Here is a 23,532-nt window from a genome sequence, read left to right on the forward strand (position 1 = left end):
CCCCAACTCAGGGTGAGTCCTGAATTGGGGGCAAATGCATTTTCGGTGAGTCAGTTTGGATTCCAATCCGAAGGGATAGCTGTATCCGCTCCAGGAAAGATCCTGCAGTCATCTGGAATGATGCTTGGCGTCTGCAAAAGTTTCTGATCCAAGTTCGTTCTTTTGATATAAATCTGCTTGGTATCGATGTCCGCCGCTATGAAATATCCAAGCACTACTTCGTCTGGATCAGCCAAATTGATCATGTTGCCCCGGATATTTGCAGGGGGTTGATCAAAAACACTTCCGGTGATGCTCAGTTGCTGTTCTATCAATTTCAAAAAGCGATATGCATTGTCAGAAATCGCCATCTGCTGCACCTCCGCCCGATAGGTATCTTTGAATCTCAATCCATCATCCTCAATGAAAGTCACCTGTTTCCGTGTGGAAAGTCCATTGAAATCCACATCTGTACCGATGGCAAAGTTTTGGACCCTACGTTGCTCCTGATAGTAACATATCGCACAACAGTCCTTCGGGGCAGCCCCCCTTGGATTGGTCGGGTGATTGGGCGACAAGGTAAAAAGTTCTGGGTTTGCGACCACCACGAAAGTGGCAGGCCCTGTTCTCCAGTAATAAAAATTGCTTTCGTCACCTGGATCCTTAAAATGCGCAGTAAGCTGCACTCCAGAACGATCCAAAAGCCTGCTGTCGGTAGCGACACTCACAGACCTGTAACTCACGGAATCCATCTTCGGCACGGCTTTCACAAGCTCGGGCAATGAGGAATAGGATTGACCGTTCGACAAGTCGATTTGAAGCGTATAAGACATGCCCACTTTCGCCCTAAAGTTGGCCGGTGTTTCATAAACTCCTTGGGAAGTTTCCGTCAAAAAGGAAACCAAGCCCTCGCTATCCCTTACGGCTACGGTTGCTTGCACGACTGGTCTTATCAAACCCTCAAACGCGCTACCGTAAGTATCCGTCCTTGTGAGCTTGATACTATGGGGCCCGGGATCTGTGGTGATATAACCTTCCACGGTCAGGTATCTTTCTCCATCGGGTGCATTGACATTATAGGGATCTATACAGGCCAATGGCAGCAACAGCAACAGAAATACAAGTCGTCTCAACATTGGCATCAGAATTTAAGGGAATAACTAAGGGTAGGAAGTGGCACGCCCAAGATGGCCAATCGAAATGCCTGTGGCGGAGATCCTACCTGATCGGCAAAGAACAACGAGAATGGATTCTTGCGCCCGTAGACGTTCATAACAGCAAAAGTCCAGTCTCCATCATAAAATTTTCCCTTTCCCTTGAATTTGAAATTCATGGAAAGGTCCAAACGGTGAAAATCGGGAATACGCTGAAGATTTCGATTATTGAAATAGGCCAGTGAATTCCCGGCAAAATCAAACTTGGCCTCCGGAAACGTGACGGGTCTACCGGTACTGTAGCCAAATGTTCCAGAAAGCGAAATCAAGGCACTCAATTTATAATTCCCAATCAGTGTCAAATCATGGGGTTTGTCAAAGTTAGAGGGGAACCAATCTCCTCCATTGATATTTTCTTCCTCAAATGGGGAAATGACCCTCCTCAAGCTCCTGGAATACGTATAACTGATCCAGCCCGTGGTCCTGCCGAGATTTTTCTTGACAAATAGCTCCAGACCATAGGCTTTTCCCTGGCCGGGGATCACTTCTGTTTCAAGGTTGTTTTGAAGGATGAGGTTTGCACCATCTTTGTATTCCACAATATTCTGAATATCCTTGTAATACACCTCAACGGAGGTTTCAAAGATGTTTCCCCTGAAATTCTTGTAGATCCCTAGAGAAATTTGATCTACGATTTGTGGGGCCAGAAACTGATCGCTGAGCTTCCATATATCCGTCGGCGCAATGGTCGCAGTGTTGGAAATCAGATGGATAAATTGGTACATTTTGTTATACCCCAGCTTTATGGAAGTTTTGGGATCAAGGGAATACCTCAAGGATGCCCGCGGGCCGAAACCATCGTAGCTTTGTATTTTTTCTCCCTCCGCATAATTCTTTTCTCCTATAACATTGGCTGGGGAAATGGGGAGATTTTCGGCATACTCCTTTACAGCCCTTTGGCCCAAATACTGGTAATTGTCATACCTCAGACCATAGGAAACTCCTATCTTTTCTCCAAACTCCAAATCATGTTGAAAAAATACTCCCGACTCCTGACCATATTCAGACTGTACTTTTTTTGGCAAAAGGCCTGAATCTGTGGAAGCATTGGGAATCAACTCACCCGGGTTTATGGTCAATTTTTTGGTGTCCGCCCCGATATTGAATTTATTTTTATCACTGAATTGGTAGGCGAATTTCACTTTGAGACCGGTGTCCTTTATTCCCGAGATCAGGTCAAAATCGTTGGTCCCAGATGCATTGAAGATCGAGTAATCATACACGGTATGGTAGCCAAGAATATCAATCGCGGTTTTTTCCGAAAAGGAACCCTCATATTTCAGTGAATGGCTCTGGTTCTTCCATGAAATTGTCGTGTCAGAAGCCAAAGCAAAATCATCATAACTGTTGTAGAAACTGTAGGTGACATTGTTTTTTTCATTGATTTCCCCGTAAACAATTCCATTTGCATCATAAAAATTTGCCTGACTGGTCCTTAAGTCAGGGTTGTTGAGGGATTTGAGGAGCCAGTTGATATACGATCCTCTCAAACCCACCTGTGCAGAAATCCGATCTTTCACAATAGGTCCATTTAAGGAGAGTTTTCCGGAAAAATTCCCAGCCATCAGATCTCCGCCCCATTTGGTGAGACTTCCTGACTTTGGCACGATATCCAAGATAGAGGATCCCCTCCCACCAAATTCGGCAGGAATCACTGCCTTGTACAGCGTAACATCGTTGACAATATCAGGGTTGAAGGCGGTAAACAAGCCAAAAAGATGCGTAGGATTATAAATGGGTGCTCCTGCAAAAAGGATCAGGTTTTGATCCGATCCCCCTCCCCTGACATTGAGTCCTGCGGAAGCTTCCCCCACCTGACTCACTCCCGGCAAGGTGGCCATTGACCGGATGATATCGACTTCACCCAAAAACGGGGGCAATTCCCTGATCGTATTCATGTTGAGGGTAATGGCTCCCATCTCAGTGCTCCGGATGTTTTTTTCAGGATCACTCCCAAATATCACTACATCGTCAAGTTCAAAATCTTCTTGAATCATCCTGATGCTGATCCTTCCTTCCCCTACTGCTACGAAAGGATATTTAACGGTTTCGTACCCTACATATCTCACCTCCAAGTTGTACTCGGCACGGTCAAGTTCCAATAAAAAATTACCATTGGTATTGGTGATCTCTGTTTTGTTGAGTTCTTTCACCGTGACAGATGCACCAACCAAAGCTTCTCCGGTAATCTGATCGGTCACTCTTCCTGAAATCTTAATGCCTTTTAATTCTCCGATGTCTCGGCCAATTATATTTTTTTGTTGCGCAAATACAGTTCCGGATAGGATAAAACCGAACAATAATAACAGAAGTATATTTTTCTTCATACAAAATCTTTAAAAGCCATTGGGGTCAAATGACCACAATTCCATTGGTGTGGAAAGTTGTATTTCCGGACTACGAAGGATATAAATCAAACCGTTGTCGGCAAACACGCCAGCATTTCTGGCTATAGGGGATCCCGAAAAATTATTCTTTTTCACCCAATTCAGGTTTGTCATGTTCAATTCCCACAATTCCAAAGATCTGTTTGTCATCCCAACATAAACCCTGTCACCGATGGCTAAACCAAATCCTGCACCGGCACCAAATTCACCTGGATAAGTGCCGACAACCCCCCAAAAACCCGATAACGCATCAAATGCCACCAATTCCCTGTTTTCGGGATTGATGAAATACTGTTTGTTTTGAAAATTGAAATTGATGATGGAGGAGTTGATGGAGAATGGTGCATTTTGGATTCTTGCCCATAACCCCGTTGATTTTTGATACCTGTGTGCCTCGAAAGGAAATCCAACATCACCCCCTACCACATACAGATAATCCCCTATCTCAAAAGCAACCGAATTGATTCGATCAAAAGGGAAATCGGGAAGCTTTTTGTAAACCCCATCTGTCACTTGCCAAAAATCCCTTGCCGCCAAATAGGGCGCACGGCCCAATACATAGGCACCACCACCAAAAAACTGACCGCTGGAAAAAGACATCATCAAAGGTCTTCCGGGAAATCCAGTGTTTTCCCAGGCCGCAGTCATGGGGCTATATTTCCAAATATTCTGATTCAAGTTTAGCCCCCTATCCGATCCAAGGCCGACAAAAAATTGATTGCCTTGTTGGAAATAAATATTGTCCAAAAGCCGGAGGGCTTCGGGGAAATTGGACAGCTTGGTGTATTTACCAACAGTGTATTCAAAGGGTGTAATCATGGGCATTTCTTTTCCTTGACTCACCACCTTCACCGCCACTACCGCCCGACCTGCAATGGGAGGAACCCTCACCGTGATTCTGGATTCGAATGAAATGTCCAGAATTTCGGCCGGAACGTCACCAAAAAAAACCTTGGAGTCGGCAGTAAAATTTTTCCCAAACACATTGACGATCAACCCACCCGTTCCATTGTTTGGTGAAAATTGAAAGGCCTCGGGACTTAGGGTCTGAAGGGCGATGGTATTTCCAAACTGAAGGCTTCCGTTTAATGCAATGAAAGATTTACCATAATAAGTCTTTTCGATATTCAGCTCCCCTGTTTCCCCAATAAACCGACCGGGCCGCTCTCTTTCCCCCAAGGAGACAATAATGGGATTGGAAAATGCTTCATTGTCGGCGATATAAAAACCATGATCGCTGGCATTGATGTTTTCGGTGGTGATAATCCTTGCCAAAAGACGGACCCTTTCTCCACTGACATATAAGATGTCCTCCGTCACCAAAGATGGAGAGACGTCGATATCTTCTTCACAGGAGGAAAAAATACAAATCACTGACATGAACAGTGCAAAGAAACCAATATTACCTATTTTCATTTACCCAAGCCTTAATGAAGGTCATAAAAATACGCTAATCTTGGATTTAAAAAAATTTTTGAAAGAAACCAGTACTAAAACTCCCTGTTTACGCTAAAAAATCAAAAGAAACTCCCTTAACAAATCCCTATACCTTTTTGAAAATTCCCCGTCCTCGTCCTTGATCAATAGATCCTGAATTGAACGTTCTTTTTTTTGAAAGGAAAATTCTTGGATGATCCTCAGAATTTTTTTCCCCGGCCGATCACTCAGATGATATGCGGTACCGGGAAAGAGCTCAAAAAATGCGGCGATCGATTCCAAGTCCTGCATTTGTCTTTGGGGTAAAATGACCCAAAAAACGCCCTTCGGAGACAATAATTTCACCACCCCTTTGATCAAATCCCCAAAAGAAAGACCCACATCATGAAGTGCCATATTCCGTTTGTCATCCGAAGTTTGGAGATGATTGGGGAAATAAGGCGGATTGGAAACGATAAGGTCAAATTTTCCTGCAAATTCCCGGGAAAATTCCTGAAAAGAGACCTCATGAAAATTTACGCTTTCCTTCCATGGACTGGAAACCGCATTTTCACATGCTTGCAAATACGCATCTTTGTCCAGCTCCACACCCAAAAGAGAACATTCGGGGAATCGCTGTACCAGCATCAGCGAAACAACTCCAGTACCCACTCCTATTTCCAAAATGGATTTTGGGTCTTCCTTCCCAGTACCCGCCAATGCCCCCAAAACCACCGCGTCCGTACTCACCTTCATCGCACATCTGTCTTGATGAATGGTGAATTGCTTGAATTTAAAGTAGGTGTTTGACATAGTGTCTTGCTGGGAATTTATAATATTTTGGCTTTGGTTTTTTATTGTCGAGGTGAAGTCAGAAAAATATCAGAAAGTCCGGAAGTATAATTCACTTGAAAGATACTGATCGTCTTTCTTTTCAAAAAATCCCGCTGTTTTTCTCCCTTTCATAAGACTCATCAGCCGGTAGGTTTCTGCGCAAGGCGGCTTCAACCGCAAGTTCATCACACCTTTCATTGAGCAGATGTCCGGCATGTCCTTTTACCCAAACAAACTTTGGCTTGTATTTCAAATGAAGCGGGATATAGATTTTCCATAGATCCACGTTCTTTTTGTCCTTGAACCCGGTTTTTTGCCACTTCCAGATCCATCCTTTTTCAACGGCATCCACCACGTATTTACTGTCAGAATAAACAGTCACAGGTATCCCCTCCACTTTCAGTTCTTGAAGCCCCTTGATGACAGCCATCAGCTCCATCCTGTTGTTTGTCGTCAGCCGAAAACCTTCGGAAAGTTCTTTTCGATGTTGGTTGTAGAGCAAAATAGTCCCATAACCTCCCGGTCCTGGATTCCCTTTGGCCGCTCCATCTGTATAAATCTTAATCATGGTACAAAGAAAAGAAGATCATGGGAAAACTCTCCAACAAGCGGATCTTTTCCCATGATCTTCGATTTATTAAATTTTAAATACGCAAACAGAATTAAATCATCTCCCCGGAAAAAAGCGCTCCCTTAAAGATCTTGATCGCTATGGAAAGGAGAATAATGCCAAAAATCCTGCGCAACACATCCAATCCGGTTTTGCCCAATTTTCTTTCCAGCCAGTTGGTACTTTTCAAAACCCCGTAAACGATCACCAAGTTGATCACAATGCCAACAGCAATATTGGCTTGGGTATATTCTGATTTTAGGGTCAAAATAGTCGTCAAGGTGCCTGCACCTGCGATCAGTGGAAAGGCGATCGGGACGATGGATGCTCCGCTGGATGCTTCTGGATCAGGTTTGAAAAGTTCGATTCCCAAAATCATTTCAGCGCCCAAGGCAAAAATGATCAGCGCACCGGCAATGGCAAAATCTTCCACACCGATCCCAAAGAGATTAAGAATGGATTTTCCCACCAAAAGAAAAAGGATCATCAAAAATCCCGCTGCCAGTGTTGCTTTTTCGGATTGGATATGGCCAACTTTCTTCCTCAAATTGACCACTATGGGGATGGATCCCAAGATATCAATGACGGAAAACAGGATCAAGGTGACAGACAAAATTTGCTTTAAATCGAACATTTCCTAAAATTTTGCACAAAGGTAAATCTAATCTTTGGCAAAATCCATTTTTACAGATTAATATTCTTTTGGGAGACTACCAAAAAAAATCCTTCCCCAAAACCAAAGAATTTGGATTCGGGGAAGGACAGGTCAGCAAATCCTAAGCTACTGATCAATAATTCTTGAGAAAGGAAATCAACTTGTCAAATTCGGCATCGGTAATGGCCGGGAAATTAGCAATCCTGAAGCTGGTCGGCTTCAAAGCTCCATAACCACTCCCCATCTGCATGCCTTCCTTTTCTGCTGCTTTTTTCACTTCTGTAATAAACTCCTGTTTTCCCGAAATCCCCATCACCGTGGAGCTTCTCGTCTCCGCGTTTTGGATCAACATTCTCAATTTGGGACTGCGGGCAATGGTGGTTTCCAAAATCCTCATCCGTTCTTTTATCAACTTGTCCACATGCTGGATTTCAGGCATATCCTTCAGTACCCTGTACAGCAGGTAAATCCCAAGAACATTGGGGGTATAATGTGTCTGGAAGTTTTCGGCATTTTCCAACATAAAGCTCAGGCTGTTGTACCGACCGGACTCTCCCTTTTCTTTCACCTTTGCGATCGCCTTCGGAGAAAGAATCAGAATCCCAAGACCCGCGGGTAACCCGAAACACTTCTGGACCGATGCATACCAGATGTCCGCCAAAGAAAAATCAAGCTCAATTCCAGCCATGGAGGAGGTTGTGTCCACGGCGATCATTTTCTCTGGATATTTGTCGGCTATCGCAGCAATCAACTCATTTTTGACCTGAGTCGCATTGGAAGTTTCGTTTTGGGTAATGGCAATCAAGTCGAAATCTGCGGAGATATCCAAGCCTTCCACGTCTATTTCCTGCTCGGGATCAAGCTTTAAGGCTGCCGATTTGGGTGTGATGTGTTGGGCATAATCAAACCATTTTTTTCCAAATGAGCCTGAAAAAATATGATAGCTCGCCGCCTGTACGATCGACTGGTTGATGATTTCCCAGTTCTCGGTGGCACTGGAAGTAAACAGCAATTTATAGTCTGCCGGTACATGAAGTTTTTCCTTGAGCAGGTTCTCTGTTTCCTGGTAGAGATTCATAAATGCCGCACTTCTGTGGTTGGCACTTAAAATACCTTCAGAATAGGCTTCCTGCATGTACTTGGGAAGGGAATCATAGACCTTGGAAGGTCCCGGAGCAAATGTCAACATAGGTTTAAATTAAACTGGTAGAAAATAAGAAATCCCCAAGGCATAGCCCTTCAAACCAAGACCGGAAATCATCCCGACACATTCTTTGGAAATGATGCTTTTGTGTCGAAACTCTTCCCTTTTATAAATATTGGAGATGTGGACTTCAAGTGTGGGTGTAGGCACACCGGCGATCGCATCCGAAATGGCAACGGAAGTGTGGGTATAGCCCCCCGCATTCAGCAAAATGGCGTTAAAACTGAATCCTACCGCATGGATTTTGTCGATAAGTTCTCCTTCTATGTTACTTTGAAAATAGTGGAGGTCCACATTGGGAAATTGGCCTTTCAAGGATTCAAAATATTCTTCAAATGAAGTGGTGCCATAAATTTCAGGCTCTCTTTTTCCCAGAAGATTGAGATTGGGACCATTGATAATGATGATTTTCAAAACAAAAATTTGTTAGTGGTGGCTTGAATAAATATTCGATATAAAGTTAAGGAATGCATTTGAAATTGCCTTCCCAAAATTGGTTTCTGACTGAAACTTCCCCAGAAATTTACATTGCCAAAACAAGCCTCCAGCGAAAAGGGCTTTTCGAGAAACTTTTGGTGCTGACATTAAAACCAGTCCTGTTCGGTTCTCCGATTCCATCGCTTATCTTTACCGGATGGCCAGTCAATGGGGAAATTCCATCAAAAAATTCCAGCATTACCTCAGGATCGAGCGTTCCCTGAGCAAAAACTCCATTTTGGCGTACTTGCAGGATATGGAAAAACTCAGCCGTTTTATGGAAAACAGTTTTCCAGAGGTCCGGCCTGAGGAGGTAAAACTCCAACACCTTCGATATTTTGTCAACGGGATAGCTGAATTGGAAATATCAGAATATTCCCAAGCGAGGATCATTTCCGGAATCAAAGCCTTCTATAAATACTTGATGTTTGAGGACCTGATCCATGAAGATCCTGCCCAGCTTCTGGAAGCACCCAAACTTGGCCGTAAACTGCCCGACACGCTCAGCTTTCAGGAAATCTCCCAGATCCTGGACAATGTCCAGACAGGTGTCGGCGAAGGGCAGCGCAACCGTGCCATCCTGGAAGTCCTCTACAGCAGTGGCCTGAGGGTTTCTGAGCTGGTGGATTTAAAAATCGGAAACATCTACGCAGACATCGGATTTATCCGGGTCATCGGCAAAGGCAACAAGGAAAGACTGGTCCCGATCGGATCGGATGCGCTCAAGTACCTAAAAATCTACATCGAAGACTCGAGGCAGCATCCCGATCCCGCAAAAGGCCATGAACAGTTTGTTTTCCTCAACAGAAGGGGAAAAAAACTCAGCCGTGTCATGATATTCCTGATGATCAAAAAACAAGTCGCAGAGGTTGGCATCAACAAAAACGTAAGTCCACATACATTTCGACATAGTTTTGCCACGCATTTGATAGAAGGTGGGGCAGATCTGAGGGCCGTACAGGAAATGTTAGGACATGAAAGCATCACCACAACAGAGATCTACACGCATCTGGACAGGGATTACTTGAGACAAGTCCTGGTCGAGTTTCACCCGAGAAAATAAATTTTTACCCCGAAATATGCAATAGGTTTCCAAATGGGATTGAAACTGAAAGAAAATCAGCCTATTGGTAGAATAATTCCTGACACCAATAGCGTGAAATCAAAAATAGTCTACACCCAATTGATTGTCAGTTAATTACAATATTGAGTTGAGTCCGTAATGCATAAGGCGGGTTAAAGAAACCCAAAACACCAAATCTACAGAAGCTCAAAAAGCAACAAAGGGATATGCTGCTTTTTGAGCTTCTGAATTCATGTGGAAAACCAGTGAAGACGATTTTTCAAACACTAAATAAAATTCACGAGACCTTCCAATTTCATCCCCCTACTGCCCTTAATCAAAATCAGGTAATCCTCGAATTTGGAATCCTCCAGCCAATTCCGAAGAGAAAATGGATCTGGAAAATACAGCGATTTTGGTGCTTTTGACAAAGCGGCCTGGGTAAGATTCCCCGTAAAACACACCTTGTCAAAATCATACTGACAGACCCATTCACCCAATTTTTGGTGTTCGGCTTCGGCACTTTCCCCCAATTCAAACATGTCTCCCAAGATGACCATTTTGTGTTTTCTGCCAGTCATTTCCCCAAAAGCTTTGATCGCTACCTCCATACTGGATGGGTTGGCATTGTAAGCATCCAAAATAATCAAATTGCTGCGTTTTTCGATCAATTGAGAACGCATGTTGGACGGATGGTAACCCAGGATTCCCTCCACGGCTTTTTCCATCGGCACACCAAAATATTTCCCGACGGTCAAGGCGGTAGCAATGTTTCCAAAATTATAAGCGCCGATCAAGGCGGATTGGTAGACTATCGGATCATTTTCAACCTTGAACTTGACAAAGGGATCCGCCCCTTCAAAACTTACCTGACAAAAATCGTCCGCTCCCGGGTACAAAACAGGGGAATCAAACCGTTTGGCCATATTGGAAAGCATTGGGTCTTGGGTATTGATAAATACGGTCCCTTTCGTTTCTCTTAAAAATTGAAAAAGCTCTGTTTTCGTCTTCAAAACACCTTCTATTCCCCCCATTCCTTCCAAATGTGCACGACCAATATTGGTAATAAAACCATGTGTAGGCTCGGCAATATCACAAAGTTCCTTGATATCCCCTGGCTTGTTTGCCCCCATTTCAATGATGGCGATTTCCGCATCCCTTCCGATGGAAAGCAAGGTCAAGGGTACGCCAATGTGGTTATTGAGATTTCCAACGGTCGCGACTGTCTTGAATTTTTGCTTCAAAACCGCCTGGATAAGTTCTTTGGAAGTAGTCTTTCCATTGCTTCCCGTCAGGCCTATGATTGGGATATCCAGCTGTTTCCGATGGTGATTTGCCAATTTCTGCAAGGCGGTCAAAACATCCTCAACCAAGAAATAACGGGTATCACCTACAGGAATCACCCTCTCTTCATCCACGACCACCAAGGCTGCACCGGCTTCTAATGCTTGGGGTGCAAAATCGTTTGCATTGAAACTGGGCCCCTTCAAGGCAAAAAACAGGTTTCCTTTTTCGATCTTTCTTGTGTCGGAACTGACTCCTGTGGAAGAAATAAAATGGGAATAGAGTGCGGTGATGTCCATGGAATATTTTTCTTGAAAGGCCAAAATTAAAGGAATACAAAACATCTTATAACAAATTCTAACGTTTAATTTTAAGAATTCATTTGAAACAAACCCATGAAGCATTTCCTTGTCCTGATTTTTTTGATTCTCACAACATTCGCTTTTTCCCAAACCGCATTCGAACTTGATCAACAAGTCAAGGTGACCGTAGCCGGAAAATCCTTGTTGATGCCTTTTGCAGGGGGAATTAACGCTTCCCAGTTTCAGGAAATGGATGTAGACAATGATGGAGTCGAGGAATTGATTGCTTGGGACATCAACACCAGAAGGGTTTCTGTATTCAAGATTGTCGAAGATGAAATTACCTTTTTGCCGGAGATGAGTTACTATTTCCCCTCGGATGTCAATGGATTTCTGGTTCTGGCAGACTTCGACGGGGATGGCAAAAAGGACCTTTTCACCAGTAGCACCTTGGGGATCAAAGCCTATCGCAACAGTACTCCCACAAACGGGAAATTTCCGGTGTGGGAATCGGCCCAGAATTTTCTTCGATTGGACAATGGCTCCAATTTACAGGCAAACAACTTGGATATCCCCATCATCATGGATTTGGACGGTGACGGAGATCTGGATATTGCCACGTTCAATTTTGCTTCCGGGGATTTTTTGGAATTTTATCTCAACACCAGCGTGGAAAGAAAAGGAGTTGCGGACATTGACGGCTTTGCTTTTCCGGAAACCCGTTGGGGAAAATTTGAATTCTGTGGTTGCGGAAGCTTCAGCTTTGGCATCACTTGCTCAGGTTTGCCAATCTCCAGAGCAATGGATTTTCCAGAGAATCAAAGGATCCTGCATTCTGGGGGACATTCTATTCTGTATTCAGATTTTGACGGGGATGGCATCAGGGACCTCTTGATGGGTCAGGACCAATGCAACACTTTGTATTTTTTGGTCAACAAAGGAACAAATGCCCAACCTTTGTTCGATGAATTTTCGACTGAATTGCCCGGATTGGGACCTTTGCCGGAATTCCCAATATTCCACACCTCCTATTTATTCCAAAACCAATTGTTGATCAGCAGCAATTCCTCAGCAGTGGCCGCACAATATCAAACTGACTTTGCCAACTCGATTTACCAGTTCAGTTTGGGCGAAAATACATCCCTGATCAGCACTGCTTTCCTACAAAAAGAAATGTTGGATCTGGGTGAAAATTCCAGACCGTTTTTCAGGGGAAACAGCAGCAATGGCGAAATGATAATCACCGCCAACAGCCTTCAAAATGGGCAAATTGTGGGAAAAGCTTCCCTTTTCAAGGTGGAAAATGAAAACTGGAGTCTACAGGAAAGCGACTATTTAGGGCTTTCAAACCTTGGATTGACAGATCTCCAATACCAAGAGTTTGTCAATTCCAAAAACCAGAATACTTCATGGTTTGCAGGGACTGACACCCTCAATTTTGCCCTGGTCAAAAAACTGTTTGTGATCAACAAGGAGAATCTTGCCGAATCAAAGGAGGTGACCATTCCCGTGACTGGCATCCGACCGATGGATCATTTTGAGTTTTTCTCCTATCAAAAAAAGGATTATCTGCTTTTGGCGAAACAAACCGGCGAACTGGTTCTATTCGATGTGGATTTTGCACCCGACATCACCATCCGACTCAATCAAAGGGATTTTCTTGGTTTTTCTGACAATCCTGCTTCAAGAAACCTGAACGTTCACCTCATCTCAGGGGCATTGCCTTCCCTGTATGTGGTCGACCAAAGAGGTGTTTTGGCCTATCTTGAAAACTTCATGAACAGCAATGTGAGGGAATCCATTTCATTAAGATTGTTGGACAACCAAACAGGACAGAGCAGATTGAGCAGAAATTCATGGATTGCCCATATCCCAAAACCCTTTGGAGAAAATTTTGACCTTGTAATTGGGAATAATGGGGGTGGACTTCAGTATTTAAAAAGTATTTCCAGCGAACAAATCCCTTCTGAGAATGATTTTTTAGTGAAGGTTTTCCCCAATCCCAGTACTGGCCCTTTCAAAATTATTTCTTCCCAGGTGACCAATGCAAGGTTGATTACAAGCATTGGTCAGGTGATTTGGGAAAATGGTGAAATAAAGGCAAACATTGAAATGGAAATCGATGCTTCAATACTTTCCCCGGGTCTTTACATTCTTCAGTTGGTGAGTGAAAAAGGGCAAAGTGTCAGCAAAAAAATCATCATCAAAGACTAAGCCCTGAAATCCAGGCTCAATAACTTTCCGATTCATTCGGGAAATCTCTTGACTTCACATCCTTGATATAATGTTCGACCGCTCCAAGCATGGTGGTCCTTAGGTCCGCATATTGTCTGAGGAAGCGGGGCTTAAATTCTTGGGTGATGCCCAACATGTCATGCACCACAAGCACCTGTCCATCCACATCTCCTCCAGCACCGATGCCGATCACGGGGATCGTTACCGTTTCTGCTACTTTTTTGGCCAGCTTGGCCGGGATTTTTTCCAATACGATGGCAAAGCATCCACAGCTTTCCAGCAACTTGGCGTCTTCCAGCAATTTGTTGGCTTCTTCTTCTTCCTTGGCCCTTACGGTGTAGGTTCCAAATTTATATATGGATTGTGGCGTGAGGCCCAAATGTCCCATGACCGGCACTCCTGCACTCAATATTCTGATGACAGATTCTTTGATTTCTGAACCTCCTTCAACTTTCACGGCATGTGCACCAGACTCTTTCATGATCCTGATAGTTGAACGCAAGGCCTCAGAGCTATTGCCTTGATAGGAACCAAAAGGAATGTCCACAACCACAAATGCCCTCTTCACGGCACGAACTACGGCAGATGCATGATAGATCATTTGGTCCAAGGTAATGGGCAAGGTGGTTTCATGACCAGCCATTACGTTGGAAGCTGAATCTCCTACAAGGATGATGTCCACTCCCGCTTCGTCCACGATTCCCGCCATGGAATAATCGTAAGCGGTCAGCATGGATATTTTTTCCCCCCTCGATTTCATTTCCTGAAGGATATGGGTAGTGATTCTTTTGATATTGGAGGATTGGTGTACGGACATTTCAAAAATCAGTGTAGGTGAACGGAAAATTGATCAGAAGAGAGATCAACGGTGATGTGCTCGCTTAAGGTAGTGGACAACTCAAGACCAGCATAATCCGGGGTAACCGGGAAGAGCTTGTGGCTTCTGTTGACCAAAACGGCGATTTCAATTTTTTTAATGGGGGATTCCAAAAATGGCTTGAGTGAATACGCCAGGGTTTTGCCGGTATTGAGCACATCATCAACAAGGATAAGGCATTTGTCGTCAAAAGAAATTTCGTCGGATAGGCTGACTTTGCCTTGGACAACCGCATCTTTTTCCAACAGAATCTCGACAACCTTTACATTTAGCGGGGAAATTTCCCTGAGTTTTTCTGCCAGCAATCCTGCCAAAATATAGCCCATACCTGAAATCCCAGCAAAAATCACCCCTTCTTCGGCAACATTTCGCTCATAGATTTCAAAAGCCATTCTGGTGATTTTCTGCTGAATCTGCCTGTGGTTCAGCACCAAGGTCATTGTTTCGCTCATGCTTCTCTGCTTAAAGGTAATAAGGAACGAAAATTAAAGTAAATAAGGATTGATTCAAAGGTTTGGAGAAGAAAGTTCCAGTTTGACGAAATCCACGCTATACTTTGAATATAAATTGACTCAAATCCATTCCTGAACATGACAACCCCCTTACCGATGAGAATCCTCCTCAGTCAAAATATTGATGTAACTGTCATATCGATAGGGATGGATATACCCTTCCTCTAACTTCTCCAACACGACACAACCGGGTTCATTGAGGTGGCGGCAATCATTGTATTTACATTGACCCAAATATTTTCTCATTTCCACAAAATAATGGGACAAAACATTATCATCAATATCCAAAATCCCGAATTCCTTGATCCCAGGTGTGTCAATCAAATATCCCCCCCCCTCGAGCGCAAACATTTCCGCAAAAGTCGTCGTGTGTACACCTTTTGCACTGAATTTTGATATCTCCTTGGTTTGTTGCTGGGCTTCAGGAATGAGTTTGTTCAGCAAGGTAGATTTCCCGACGCCAGAATGTCCGGAAAGCAGTGTGGTTTTCCCCTTCAGAAGAGGGAGAAATTTTTCCTTTAGGTCACCTTCATTCAATGCGGAAATCTCCAACACCGGATAACCCAATGGTTCATAAATCTCCCGGATATCCTGAAGGTATTCTTTGTCCTTTTCCTTATGGATCAAATCTGTTTTGTTCACCACGATGGTCGCGGGAATCCTAAAACTTTCAGTGCTGACCAAAAACCGATCGATAAATCCCAGGGATGTCCTTGGGTTATTCAAGGTCACCATCAAAAAAGCCTGATCGATGTTCGAGGCAATGATATGCGAAAAATGGTTCTTTCGCGTAGACTTTCTGATAATGTAATTCTCCCTGAGGTGGATTTCATCAATTGTCCAAGTTGGTTGATCTGCTTCCTTTTTGATCTCCACATAATCCCCAACGGCAATGGGATTGGTGAGCTTCAGGTCGTCTTGCTTGAACTTTCCCCTTAACCGGCATTTCAACAATTCGTCTCCTGCCTTCACGATATACCAACTTCCGGTGGATTTGATGACCCTTCCCTTCATGATTTTTTTATTTGATCCATAACTGATTGGATAATTTTTGCAGCGCTTCCGAGATTTCCCGAAACCAGTTTCTCTGCAGAAGAACATGCTTTTTGATACACTTCCGGGTCTTCCAATTCACCCATGATTTCCTCAAATTCCTTTTCGGTGGACACGGAAAAACCACAGCCCTGGTTTTTGCTGATCTCAGCTTCCGGAAATTTAGTCACTTTTTGGAGATTCCCGAAAACCACCGGTATGCCATAGGCCAAAGGCTCCAATATATTGTGCAATCCCTTTCCAAATGCTCCACCAATATAAGCTATGCGGGCATACTGATAAAGCGAGGAAAGCATTCCAATATTGTCAATAAAAAGCACGTCGGCGCTCTGGTTTTTGCCGATTTCCGAATATTTGATGGATTTTCTCACGATTCTCTTCTGCCATTTTTCGATTGCCTGGACATTGATGTCATGGGGAGCGACGATGTAGCAATACTCAGAATGTGTATTGATAAATGGAAGAATCAAATCCATGTCTTCCTCCCAAGCGGAGCCTACCACCAAGACGGGTTTGTCTTCCACAAAAGCCTTTATTTCAGGAAAATCCTTCGAATCTCCACTGATCTGCTTCACCCGATCGTATCGGGTATCCCCAGTCAAGGTCGTGCAGCCAATCCCGACGCCTTCCAATAAATCGATCGTTTCTCTGTTCTGTGTAAAAATATGTGCAAAGGACTCCAATATTTTCCTGAAAAACCCCCCATAAACCTTGAAATAAATCTGATCCGTACGCATGGAGGCGGAAATCAAAAAGAGCGGGATCTTCATTTTTTTCGCTGTAAAAATATGGTTTGCCCAAAGGTCATATTTCACAAAAAAAGCAAGTGCGGGCTGAAGAATCCCCAAAAACATTTTCGCATTGCGCGGCGTGTCTATCGGCAGGTAGGTGATGAAATCCACATCTGATTGGCTTTTATTGGACACGTGATCAAATCCAGAGGGGCTAAAAAAACTGACTACAACTCCATATTCGGGCATTTTTCTTTTCAATTCCGCGATTACCGGCCTTGCTTGCTCATATTCCCCCAAAGAGGCGACATGAAACCAAGCAATCGGGGCAGTAAAGTTTTTCCTGAATTCGGCAAGCTTCCTAAACAGGTTTTCCCTACCGTCCACCAATTTCCCCAACTTGGAATTGGTCCCTGTGGCTATTTTTGCCAAGGTGGAAAAAAGATGGGTGGAAAAATCATAAATTGGCTTCATCGGAGCAAAAATAGGCATTACAGTCCATAAAGATTCCATTTCAACCACCGATCTTCCCAAAAAGCAAAAAACCCTGACCGAGGCCAGGGTTTTTATTCTTAATTTAAAGCTTGTATCAATTTTTGCTCAAATAAGCGGCAACACCTTCTTTGGTTGCACTCATTGCCTCTTTTCCATCTTCCCAGTTGGCTGGACAAACTTCACCAAATTTCTCCACGTGGTGAAGGGCATCTACCAAACGGATCATTTCGTCGATGTTTCTTCCCAATGGAAGGTCATTGATGGTTTCTTGTCTTACGACACCATTTTTGTCGATCAAGAAAGTACCTCTATAAGCCACAGGAGCTCCTTCGAAAGTCAATTCTCCATCTTCTGAATAATTCCATTCTCCAGCCAATACGCCAAAGTTGTGGGCAACTGTCTTCGCGCCATCGGCTACGATTGGGTAAGTGACACCCATGATACCGCCTTGTTCTTTTGGAAGGTTCAACCAAGCCAAATGAGATTCTTCGGAATCCGTAGATGCAGCCACTACAGCTACGCCTCTTTTTTCAAATTCACCCAATTTCTCTTGGAAAGCCAAAATTTCAGTTGGACAAACGAAAGTAAAATCCTTTGGATAGAAGAAGAAAACAACGTCTTTTTTTCCAAGGTATTGATCCAAAGAAAAATTCTCAACGATTTCTTCTCCATTGATTACCGCTGGAACAGAAAATAAGGGTGCTTTTTTTCCTACTAATGACATAATATTATTGTTTTTGTTTATAAAGTTCTAATTGAAGATTTCCGGTTTTTTAAATCCTTTGAAAACCACCGAAATCTCATCCACCTGAAAACCCGCTACGGGATGGGATTGAATGAATTCATTCAGCAATTTTTCCAATTCTACATTTCGGTAATCCCTGATTTCATGGGATTCCATGCAATAAAGATGGCTATGGGCCTCCACGATGGCATCAAAACGCATCAAACCATTCTGATCCATGAATTTCTGGATGATCCCGGCTTGTACAAAGCTATCCAATGTTTTGTAGACCGTGCCCAATGAAACTGTGGGGTTGGCTAACTTTATTTGATCAAAAACCAACTCTGCCGTAGGATGTTCTTCGGCATTGTAAAGCGCATTGTAGATCACCATCCGCTGGTGGGTGAATTTTAATCCACTTTGTGTTACTTTATTTTTGACAAATTCCAGATTCATTGAATAATTTCTAATAGATAACCATTATCATTTGCGAATTGTTACACAAAGGTATCCTTTATTGACATAATCACAAAATTTATCCCAAATAATATTTTGTGTGTTTTGTGTTTTTGGGGTTTTACCCTTATAAATACGGGGGTATTGAAAGGTTATATCCTTATATTGAACAGCATGTCAGATTATTAAGAATAATATTTCGTAAATAATTTTCTTTTTTATTCCGATAAGATTGCCAACTTTGAGCGGGGTTGTTAAAATTTATTTAACTTGGTCTTTACTTCAATTAATAAATAGCAATCAGTCTTTTTTATGATCAAAGTATTATTCGTGTGTTTGGGCAACATCTGCAGGTCTCCCTTGGCTGAAGCTATTTTCAATCACAAGTTAAAAGCACAGAATCTTATCGATAAATTTTCCAGTGACAGTTGCGGAACCTCTGATTACCACATTGGTGAGTTGCCGGACGAGCGAACCCTGAAGTGCGCCAAAAGAAACAATATCCCCATCGACCATCGGGGGAGACAGATCCACAGGGTGGATATTCGTGAATTTCAATATATCATTGCGATGGACGATTCCAACAAATCCAACATTCAAGAACAAATCAAACAATCCGGACTCAAGCACAAAAAGGTGTTCTTGATGCGGGAATTCCAATCGGATCCTGATCACATCGATGTGCCGGACCCCTATTATGGAAATGAGGATGGATTTGACTTGGTTTACAACATACTGGACGATTCCATCAACAGCCTCCTTGAGCATTTGAAATCCGAACATAAAATTTTCGTCTGAGCCGGATTCCCCTTATATTTTTTAAGATTCCGGAAAGCTCACTTGACCAAGCCAACTGAACCAATCGCTCCGACTGCAATCAGGGCTTATGGACAAATTGAAAGGTGGATCTTGTCACCTGTTCCAACAATGCTTCCTTCCCTTTTAAGAGTGCTTCCACCAAATCTGCATTTTGGTTTTTTACAGTAATCAGTTGAAGGGCATCATTGTATTTCACCGAAAAGTCATTTTGGAGTGTGGAAATGAGTTGATCCAAGGCAAACATTTCCATATCAATGACGATGGAAATACTGATGGCGGATACCTGCAACATGTTCACCTTCAATTTGAGCTTCTTCAGGACTTCATACACCCGATGAATGTGGGATTCTGCTATGAAAGTGAAATCCGTCACCCTAAAACTCACCAGAATCTGATTGTCCTTGACCACGGTGCAAGGGATGTGCATGGGCTCTGAAACCTGACAGATCTTGGTACCGACAGCTTCGGGGGATAAAAATGACTTCACATATAGAGGAATGAACAGGTTTGCCAGCGGTTTGATTGTTTTGGGATGGATTACGGAGGCTCCGTAAAATGCCAACTCTGCAGCTTCCCGATAATCCAACTCCTCAAACTTGACCGTGTCGGAAAACCGTTTTGGATCGGCATTTCGGACACCATCCACATCTTTCCAAATGGTGACTGATTGTGCATTCAGGCAAAAAGCAAGGATCGCGGCAGTAAAGTCCGAGCCTTCCCTTCCCAAAGTAGTCGTTTTGCCTTTCGGATCCGCACCGATAAAACCTTGGGTAACGACAGGATACTGCTCCAATTTGGATCCCAAATGTTTCAGACAAAGGTTTTTCGTTTTGTCCCAATCCACCTCTGCAAAACGGTAATTGCTATTGGTCGAGATGATTTCACGGGCATCCTGCCAAATACAGAATATCCCCTTGAAACAAAGATATTCCTGCAAAATCCGAGAAGAGAGCAATTCCCCATAGGAAACAATCTGATCATAATAGGCATCATAATTCTCCTGCGTAAGCGGCTTGTCCAGATCCCTGTCCATTTGCATAAAAAGATTTTCGATGATCGAGAAAATCATGCTTTCCGGAGGGAATATTTCTCGGCAAATGCCTAAATGAAAATCCTTGATTTTTGCACTATTCGAAGATGTCAAATCCCCATTTAATTTCAATCTCAAAATCTCTTCCAAACCATTCGTCGTCTTTCCCATCGCCGAAATAACGATGAGAGTACGATTTCGCAATCGATTGAATAAAATATTGAATAGGTTTTCGATGGATTTTGCATCTTTTACAGATGCACCCCCAAATTTGAACACAATTGTTTTTGACATCAAAATATTAATTGTAATTTTCCACTATTAAACTCAAAAATTGTATTTTTAAAAGACATGAAAATCAAGCCCTACACTCCAGACAATTCCACTTTAGCCTATTCTGTAGGCGTAACCCTGGACAGATTTATCAAGAAGAAACAGGATGATTTCCCTTTTGCTTCGGGAGAACTTTCCCAACTGCTCAGGGACATTGCCTTGGCGACAAAGATAGTAAATCGGGAAACCAATCGTGCCGGTCTTTCCAATATTGGAGGGGCCTTTGGCCAAACCAATGTTCAGGGAGAAGAGCAGCAAAAACTGGATGTGATCGCCAACATTCGCTTTACACGAGCATTGACCAAAGGAGGCGAAGTCTGCGCAGTGGTCTCTGAGGAAGACGATGAAGTGATCGACCTTCAAAACAGCTCCGGAAAATACGTGATCGCAATCGATCCACTGGATGGATCTTCCAATATTGATGTCAATATCTCAATTGGGACCATTTTTTCAATTTACCGCAGGGTAACACCAACTGGAAGCCCCATTCAACCTGAAGATATCATGCAACCCGGAAACCAGCAAGTGGCCGCTGGATATGTGCTTTATGGTTCTTCCACCATGTTGGTGTACACCACAGGCAACGGTGTGAATGGATTTACCTACGAGCAATCCCTTGGAGAATTTTTCCTTTCCCATCCCGATATCTGCGCTCCAAAAACCGGGAAAATCTACAGCATCAACGAAGGGTCCTACCATTCCTTTGAAGATGGGCTCAAATCTTACCTCGATCATTGCAAAAGAAAAGAATACAATGCCCGCTATATCGGCAGCTTGGTAGCGGATTTTCACAGGAATCTTCTGAAAGGCGGAATCTACATTTATCCCAAAACCAAAAAATCCCCAACCGGAAAACTCAGGCTGCTCTATGAGGCAAATGCACTCGCTTTTATCGCAGAGCAAGCTGGAGCAAGGGCAACTGACGGGAAAGATAGAATTTTGGACATCATTCCAAATTCCCTCCACCAAAGAACGCCTCTTTACATTGGATCCACCAAAATGGTCGTGGAGGCGGAATCTTTTTTGGAGGTGAAACAAGAAAGTATTCACGAAAAATAAACGGTTTTCCTACTCAAAACCAAAGGCTTTTGCGGGATTGATCCGGTGTCAATCAGCCTGCGGAATACCTTCTGCGGATTTCGATTTTCAACTTGTGTCGGGCGATGATGGCTCTTGCCAAATCGGAAGCCATTTCATTGGGCTCACTTTCGTGCAGGATGTGTTTGAAGGTGTTCTCGCCCAAGTCTATTTTGTAACAAATTTGAAGCAAGCGCTCAAAATCCCTGTTGAGGAGATGCTGAAGCACAGGGGTAAATAAAAGGACCAGCTGCTCCTCGGTCAGTTCGGATTGAACGGCCGGAAGGTCAAAATCCTTTTGAAGGAGCTGTATGGCTTCTTGCAGTAGGGAAGGTTCCATCAATTCTTGATTTTGAAAAATGCTCAAAACAAACGAAGCGGAAATTCACAATGAATTTCCGCTTCGTTTGTTAATTCAACCGTAAAGAAAGCTTAAATACCTAAGGGAATTAAGCCTCTTTTGAATCTTCCGAAGACTCAACGTTGGCATCTGCGCCCTCTTCAGCAACCACTTCCTCCAAGGATTCCGGAACCTGCTTTCTGATGATTTGGTACCAAGTGATCAATTTTTTGATATCGGAAGCATATACCCTGTCTTCGTCAAACTCAGGAAGGACATGCTTGAGGAATGCCTTCAGCTCATCCGCATCGGCAGTACCATCAACACCAAGATCTCCCTTAAATTCCTTTTCGATTTTTTTCATCACGTCTTCCAATGCGATGGCACCTTCTTCCGTCGTGGTATAGATGGAGATCTCGCTCAAAATGGAAACACGTTGACTGGCACCGACGACCAATTTACTTTTCTTTTCATCCAAAGCTTCGAGAATAACGCCGCTTCTGGTTGGTTTTAAGACTTTATACAATCCGGGCTTGCCGGATACTGTTGCTAATTCTTTAAATTTCATATGATCGTTTGCTTAAATCAGGCTGCAAAGATAGACTTTCAATGATAAAGCCCAAATCTTAGTTTGGTGTTGCGTAATATTCTTTCACTTGTTCCTCTATAAAAGAAACCACATCCTTCTTTCCATCGGCTGTTTCAGCGGAGGTAATGAAATAAAGTGGCGCTTCTTGGAAAATCGCTTCGGAGGCATTGAGGAATTTATCCACAGAGGCGTGTGTCTTGGTCTTGGACTGTTTGTCTGCCTTGGTAAAAATGATCACGACGGGAACCCCATTCTTTCCGCACCAAGTGAGAAATTCCAAATCAGGATTCTGGGGGTCCAACCTGCTGTCGATCAGCACGAATACAGCAACGAGATTTTCCCTGCTGGTCAAATAACTTTTGATCATTTTATCCCAATCGGCCTTCAGGGATTTGCTGACCTTAGCAAAGCCATAACCTGGCAAATCGACCATGTACCACTTCCCATCAATATCAAAATGATTGATCAGCTGTGTTTTTCCCGGGGTTCCGGAGATTTTCGCTAGTTTTTTGTTATTGGTGAGCATATTGATCAAAGAACTCTTGCCCACGTTGGAGCGGCCGATAAAGGCAAACTCTGGTTTATTGGGTGCAGGACATTTTTCATGGTCCGTGTTGCTGATTAAAAAGGTGGCAGTTTTGATCATTGTTTTTTAATTTAAACACAAATATAAGGCTTTCAGTCCAAAATCAACCAGCAGGAATCCAAATCCAGCCCTTTTACTTTGTTTCCAAGATTCAAAATGCTCTGGTTTCTCGTCCCAAATAGCGGTATTCTACCATTTATCCCCGATGCAGTGGAATATAGAAAGTGGATATATCCTTAACATTTTTCCA

General features: G+C 43.3%; 23 protein-coding genes. 4 read left to right on the top strand and 19 right to left on the bottom strand.

All coding sequences use genetic code 11. From position 1 onward, the window contains the following. Positions 1-50: 50 nt before the first annotated feature. The 8 genes from Q7J63_RS06135 to aroQ all read right to left on the bottom strand — a co-directional run bounded on the left by Q7J63_RS06135 (position 51) and on the right by aroQ (position 8,713). Positions 51-1,115 (bottom strand): DUF4249 domain-containing protein, encoded by a 1,065-nt coding sequence (locus Q7J63_RS06135; protein ID WP_051107542.1) that lies wholly within the window; start codon positions 1,113-1,115, stop codon positions 51-53. 5 nt (positions 1,116-1,120) lie between these two features. Then, on the bottom strand, positions 1,121-3,520 hold the full coding sequence (locus Q7J63_RS06140; protein ID WP_304884734.1) for a TonB-dependent receptor: 2,400 nt from the start codon (positions 3,518-3,520) through the stop codon (positions 1,121-1,123). Between the two features lie 9 nt (positions 3,521-3,529). After that, entirely contained in the window at positions 3,530-4,996 is a 1,467-nt protein-coding gene (locus Q7J63_RS06145; RefSeq protein ID WP_304884736.1) for an IPT/TIG domain-containing protein, read from the bottom strand. A 93-nt stretch (positions 4,997-5,089) separates the two neighbouring features. Continuing rightward, positions 5,090-5,809: a tRNA1(Val) (adenine(37)-N6)-methyltransferase gene (locus Q7J63_RS06150; protein ID WP_304884738.1), complete on the bottom strand. Its 720-nt coding sequence runs from the start codon at positions 5,807-5,809 to the stop codon at positions 5,090-5,092. Between the two features lie 121 nt (positions 5,810-5,930). Continuing rightward, positions 5,931-6,398, bottom strand: coding sequence for a ribonuclease HI (gene rnhA / locus Q7J63_RS06155; RefSeq protein WP_304884740.1), 468 nt, complete (start codon positions 6,396-6,398; stop codon positions 5,931-5,933). Between the two features lie 94 nt (positions 6,399-6,492). Continuing rightward, positions 6,493-7,074: a MarC family protein gene (locus Q7J63_RS06160; protein ID WP_019596763.1), complete on the bottom strand. Its 582-nt coding sequence runs from the start codon at positions 7,072-7,074 to the stop codon at positions 6,493-6,495. 154 nt (positions 7,075-7,228) lie between these two features. Next, positions 7,229-8,284, bottom strand: coding sequence for an aminotransferase class V-fold PLP-dependent enzyme (locus tag Q7J63_RS06165; protein WP_304884742.1), 1,056 nt, complete (start codon positions 8,282-8,284; stop codon positions 7,229-7,231). A gap of 9 nt (positions 8,285-8,293) precedes the next feature. Further along, the gene (aroQ, locus tag Q7J63_RS06170; RefSeq protein ID WP_304884744.1) at positions 8,294-8,713 is read right to left on the bottom strand and encodes a type II 3-dehydroquinate dehydratase; all 420 of its coding nucleotides are present in this window, start codon (positions 8,711-8,713) and stop codon (positions 8,294-8,296) included. A gap of 220 nt (positions 8,714-8,933) precedes the next feature. On the opposite strand from aroQ, the gene xerD reads away from it, so the two are divergent. After that, on the top strand, positions 8,934-9,839 hold the full coding sequence (gene xerD, locus Q7J63_RS06175; RefSeq protein WP_304884746.1) for a site-specific tyrosine recombinase XerD: 906 nt from the start codon (positions 8,934-8,936) through the stop codon (positions 9,837-9,839). A 287-nt stretch (positions 9,840-10,126) separates the two neighbouring features. Here xerD and murF read toward each other — a convergent pair whose 3' ends face one another. Continuing rightward, the gene (gene murF, locus Q7J63_RS06180; protein WP_304884748.1) at positions 10,127-11,422 is read right to left on the bottom strand and encodes a UDP-N-acetylmuramoyl-tripeptide--D-alanyl-D-alanine ligase; all 1,296 of its coding nucleotides are present in this window, start codon (positions 11,420-11,422) and stop codon (positions 10,127-10,129) included. A 96-nt stretch (positions 11,423-11,518) separates the two neighbouring features. Here murF and Q7J63_RS06185 point away from each other — a divergent pair, with 96 nt between their 5' ends. Beyond that, on the top strand, positions 11,519-13,639 hold the full coding sequence (locus tag Q7J63_RS06185) for a T9SS type A sorting domain-containing protein (RefSeq protein ID WP_304884750.1): 2,121 nt from the start codon (positions 11,519-11,521) through the stop codon (positions 13,637-13,639). Positions 13,640-13,655: 16 nt separating this feature from the next. Here the strand turns inward: Q7J63_RS06185 and panB are convergent, their stop codons facing one another. From panB to Q7J63_RS06215, 6 genes are all read right to left on the bottom strand, one after another. After that, on the bottom strand, positions 13,656-14,477 hold the full coding sequence (panB, locus tag Q7J63_RS06190) for a 3-methyl-2-oxobutanoate hydroxymethyltransferase (RefSeq protein ID WP_019596756.1): 822 nt from the start codon (positions 14,475-14,477) through the stop codon (positions 13,656-13,658). An 8-nt stretch (positions 14,478-14,485) separates the two neighbouring features. Beyond that, positions 14,486-14,989 (bottom strand): phosphoribosyltransferase family protein, encoded by a 504-nt coding sequence (locus tag Q7J63_RS06195; RefSeq protein ID WP_304884753.1) that lies wholly within the window; start codon positions 14,987-14,989, stop codon positions 14,486-14,488. A 150-nt stretch (positions 14,990-15,139) separates the two neighbouring features. Beyond that, positions 15,140-16,063, bottom strand: coding sequence for a ribosome small subunit-dependent GTPase A (rsgA, locus tag Q7J63_RS06200; RefSeq protein WP_304884755.1), 924 nt, complete (start codon positions 16,061-16,063; stop codon positions 15,140-15,142). Next, entirely contained in the window at positions 16,060-17,307 is a 1,248-nt protein-coding gene (locus tag Q7J63_RS06205) for a 3-deoxy-D-manno-octulosonic acid transferase (protein ID WP_304884757.1), read from the bottom strand. Before Q7J63_RS06205 ends, rsgA begins: the two co-directional genes overlap by 4 nt. A 115-nt stretch (positions 17,308-17,422) precedes the next feature. Beyond that, positions 17,423-18,052, bottom strand: a complete 630-nt coding sequence (locus Q7J63_RS06210; RefSeq protein ID WP_019596752.1) for a peroxiredoxin — start codon at positions 18,050-18,052, stop codon at positions 17,423-17,425. Between the two features lie 27 nt (positions 18,053-18,079). Then, positions 18,080-18,508: a Fur family transcriptional regulator gene (locus tag Q7J63_RS06215; protein WP_304884759.1), complete on the bottom strand. Its 429-nt coding sequence runs from the start codon at positions 18,506-18,508 to the stop codon at positions 18,080-18,082. 312 nt (positions 18,509-18,820) lie between these two features. On the opposite strand from Q7J63_RS06215, the gene Q7J63_RS06220 reads away from it, so the two are divergent. Next, complete coding sequence (locus tag Q7J63_RS06220) at positions 18,821-19,306, top strand: low molecular weight protein-tyrosine-phosphatase (RefSeq protein ID WP_019596750.1); 486 nt, start codon at positions 18,821-18,823, stop codon at positions 19,304-19,306. A gap of 79 nt (positions 19,307-19,385) precedes the next feature. Here Q7J63_RS06220 and Q7J63_RS06225 read toward each other — a convergent pair whose 3' ends face one another. Beyond that, positions 19,386-20,651, bottom strand: a complete 1,266-nt coding sequence (locus Q7J63_RS06225; protein WP_304884761.1) for an aspartate kinase — start codon at positions 20,649-20,651, stop codon at positions 19,386-19,388. A gap of 57 nt (positions 20,652-20,708) precedes the next feature. On the opposite strand from Q7J63_RS06225, the gene fbp reads away from it, so the two are divergent. Further along, positions 20,709-21,749, top strand: a complete 1,041-nt coding sequence (gene fbp / locus Q7J63_RS06230) for a class 1 fructose-bisphosphatase (RefSeq protein ID WP_019596748.1) — start codon at positions 20,709-20,711, stop codon at positions 21,747-21,749. A 52-nt stretch (positions 21,750-21,801) separates the two neighbouring features. Here the strand turns inward: fbp and Q7J63_RS06235 are convergent, their stop codons facing one another. The 3 genes from Q7J63_RS06235 to yihA form a co-directional block, all read right to left on the bottom strand. Continuing rightward, a complete protein-coding gene (locus tag Q7J63_RS06235; protein WP_304884764.1) occupies positions 21,802-22,107 on the bottom strand; it encodes a hypothetical protein in 306 nt (101 codons plus the stop codon). A gap of 109 nt (positions 22,108-22,216) precedes the next feature. Further along, on the bottom strand, positions 22,217-22,675 hold the full coding sequence (locus Q7J63_RS06240) for a DUF5606 domain-containing protein (protein ID WP_019596746.1): 459 nt from the start codon (positions 22,673-22,675) through the stop codon (positions 22,217-22,219). A 58-nt stretch (positions 22,676-22,733) separates the two neighbouring features. Then, a complete protein-coding gene (gene yihA / locus Q7J63_RS06245; RefSeq protein WP_019596745.1) occupies positions 22,734-23,342 on the bottom strand; it encodes a ribosome biogenesis GTP-binding protein YihA/YsxC in 609 nt (202 codons plus the stop codon). Between the last annotated feature and the right edge of the window lie 190 nt (positions 23,343-23,532).

It is taken from the genome of Rhodonellum sp. (assembly GCF_030656585.1).
GTDB lineage: Bacteria > Bacteroidota > Bacteroidia > Cytophagales > Cyclobacteriaceae > Rhodonellum > Rhodonellum psychrophilum.

Excerpts from the sequence above, each read along its gene's own strand:
- Q7J63_RS06135 (WP_051107542.1), bottom strand. The coding sequence starts at position 1,115 with ATGTTGAGACGACTTGTATTTCTGTTGCTGTTGCTGCCATTGGCCTGT.
- Q7J63_RS06140 (WP_304884734.1), bottom strand. The coding sequence starts at position 3,520 with ATGAAGAAAAATATACTTCTGTTATTATTGTTCGGTTTTATCCTATCC.
- Q7J63_RS06145 (WP_304884736.1), bottom strand. The coding sequence starts at position 4,996 with ATGAAAATAGGTAATATTGGTTTCTTTGCACTGTTCATGTCAGTGATT.
- Q7J63_RS06150 (WP_304884738.1), bottom strand. The coding sequence starts at position 5,809 with ATGTCAAACACCTACTTTAAATTCAAGCAATTCACCATTCATCAAGAC.
- rnhA (WP_304884740.1), bottom strand. The coding sequence starts at position 6,398 with ATGATTAAGATTTATACAGATGGAGCGGCCAAAGGGAATCCAGGACCG.
- Q7J63_RS06160 (WP_019596763.1), bottom strand. The coding sequence starts at position 7,074 with ATGTTCGATTTAAAGCAAATTTTGTCTGTCACCTTGATCCTGTTTTCC.
- Q7J63_RS06165 (WP_304884742.1), bottom strand. The coding sequence starts at position 8,284 with ATGTTGACATTTGCTCCGGGACCTTCCAAGGTCTATGATTCCCTTCCC.
- xerD (WP_304884746.1), top strand. The coding sequence starts at position 8,934 with ATGGCCAGTCAATGGGGAAATTCCATCAAAAAATTCCAGCATTACCTC.
- murF (WP_304884748.1), bottom strand. The coding sequence starts at position 11,422 with ATGGACATCACCGCACTCTATTCCCATTTTATTTCTTCCACAGGAGTC.
- Q7J63_RS06185 (WP_304884750.1), top strand. The coding sequence starts at position 11,519 with ATGAAGCATTTCCTTGTCCTGATTTTTTTGATTCTCACAACATTCGCT.
- panB (WP_019596756.1), bottom strand. The coding sequence starts at position 14,477 with ATGTCCGTACACCAATCCTCCAATATCAAAAGAATCACTACCCATATC.
- Q7J63_RS06195 (WP_304884753.1), bottom strand. The coding sequence starts at position 14,989 with ATGAGCGAAACAATGACCTTGGTGCTGAACCACAGGCAGATTCAGCAG.
- rsgA (WP_304884755.1), bottom strand. The coding sequence starts at position 16,063 with ATGAAGGGAAGGGTCATCAAATCCACCGGAAGTTGGTATATCGTGAAG.
- Q7J63_RS06205 (WP_304884757.1), bottom strand. The coding sequence starts at position 17,307 with ATGAAGCCAATTTATGATTTTTCCACCCATCTTTTTTCCACCTTGGCA.
- Q7J63_RS06210 (WP_019596752.1), bottom strand. The coding sequence starts at position 18,052 with ATGTCATTAGTAGGAAAAAAAGCACCCTTATTTTCTGTTCCAGCGGTA.
- Q7J63_RS06215 (WP_304884759.1), bottom strand. The coding sequence starts at position 18,508 with ATGAATCTGGAATTTGTCAAAAATAAAGTAACACAAAGTGGATTAAAA.
- Q7J63_RS06220 (WP_019596750.1), top strand. The coding sequence starts at position 18,821 with ATGATCAAAGTATTATTCGTGTGTTTGGGCAACATCTGCAGGTCTCCC.
- Q7J63_RS06225 (WP_304884761.1), bottom strand. The coding sequence starts at position 20,651 with ATGTCAAAAACAATTGTGTTCAAATTTGGGGGTGCATCTGTAAAAGAT.
- fbp (WP_019596748.1), top strand. The coding sequence starts at position 20,709 with ATGAAAATCAAGCCCTACACTCCAGACAATTCCACTTTAGCCTATTCT.
- Q7J63_RS06235 (WP_304884764.1), bottom strand. The coding sequence starts at position 22,107 with ATGGAACCTTCCCTACTGCAAGAAGCCATACAGCTCCTTCAAAAGGAT.
- Q7J63_RS06240 (WP_019596746.1), bottom strand. The coding sequence starts at position 22,675 with ATGAAATTTAAAGAATTAGCAACAGTATCCGGCAAGCCCGGATTGTAT.
- yihA (WP_019596745.1), bottom strand. The coding sequence starts at position 23,342 with ATGATCAAAACTGCCACCTTTTTAATCAGCAACACGGACCATGAAAAA.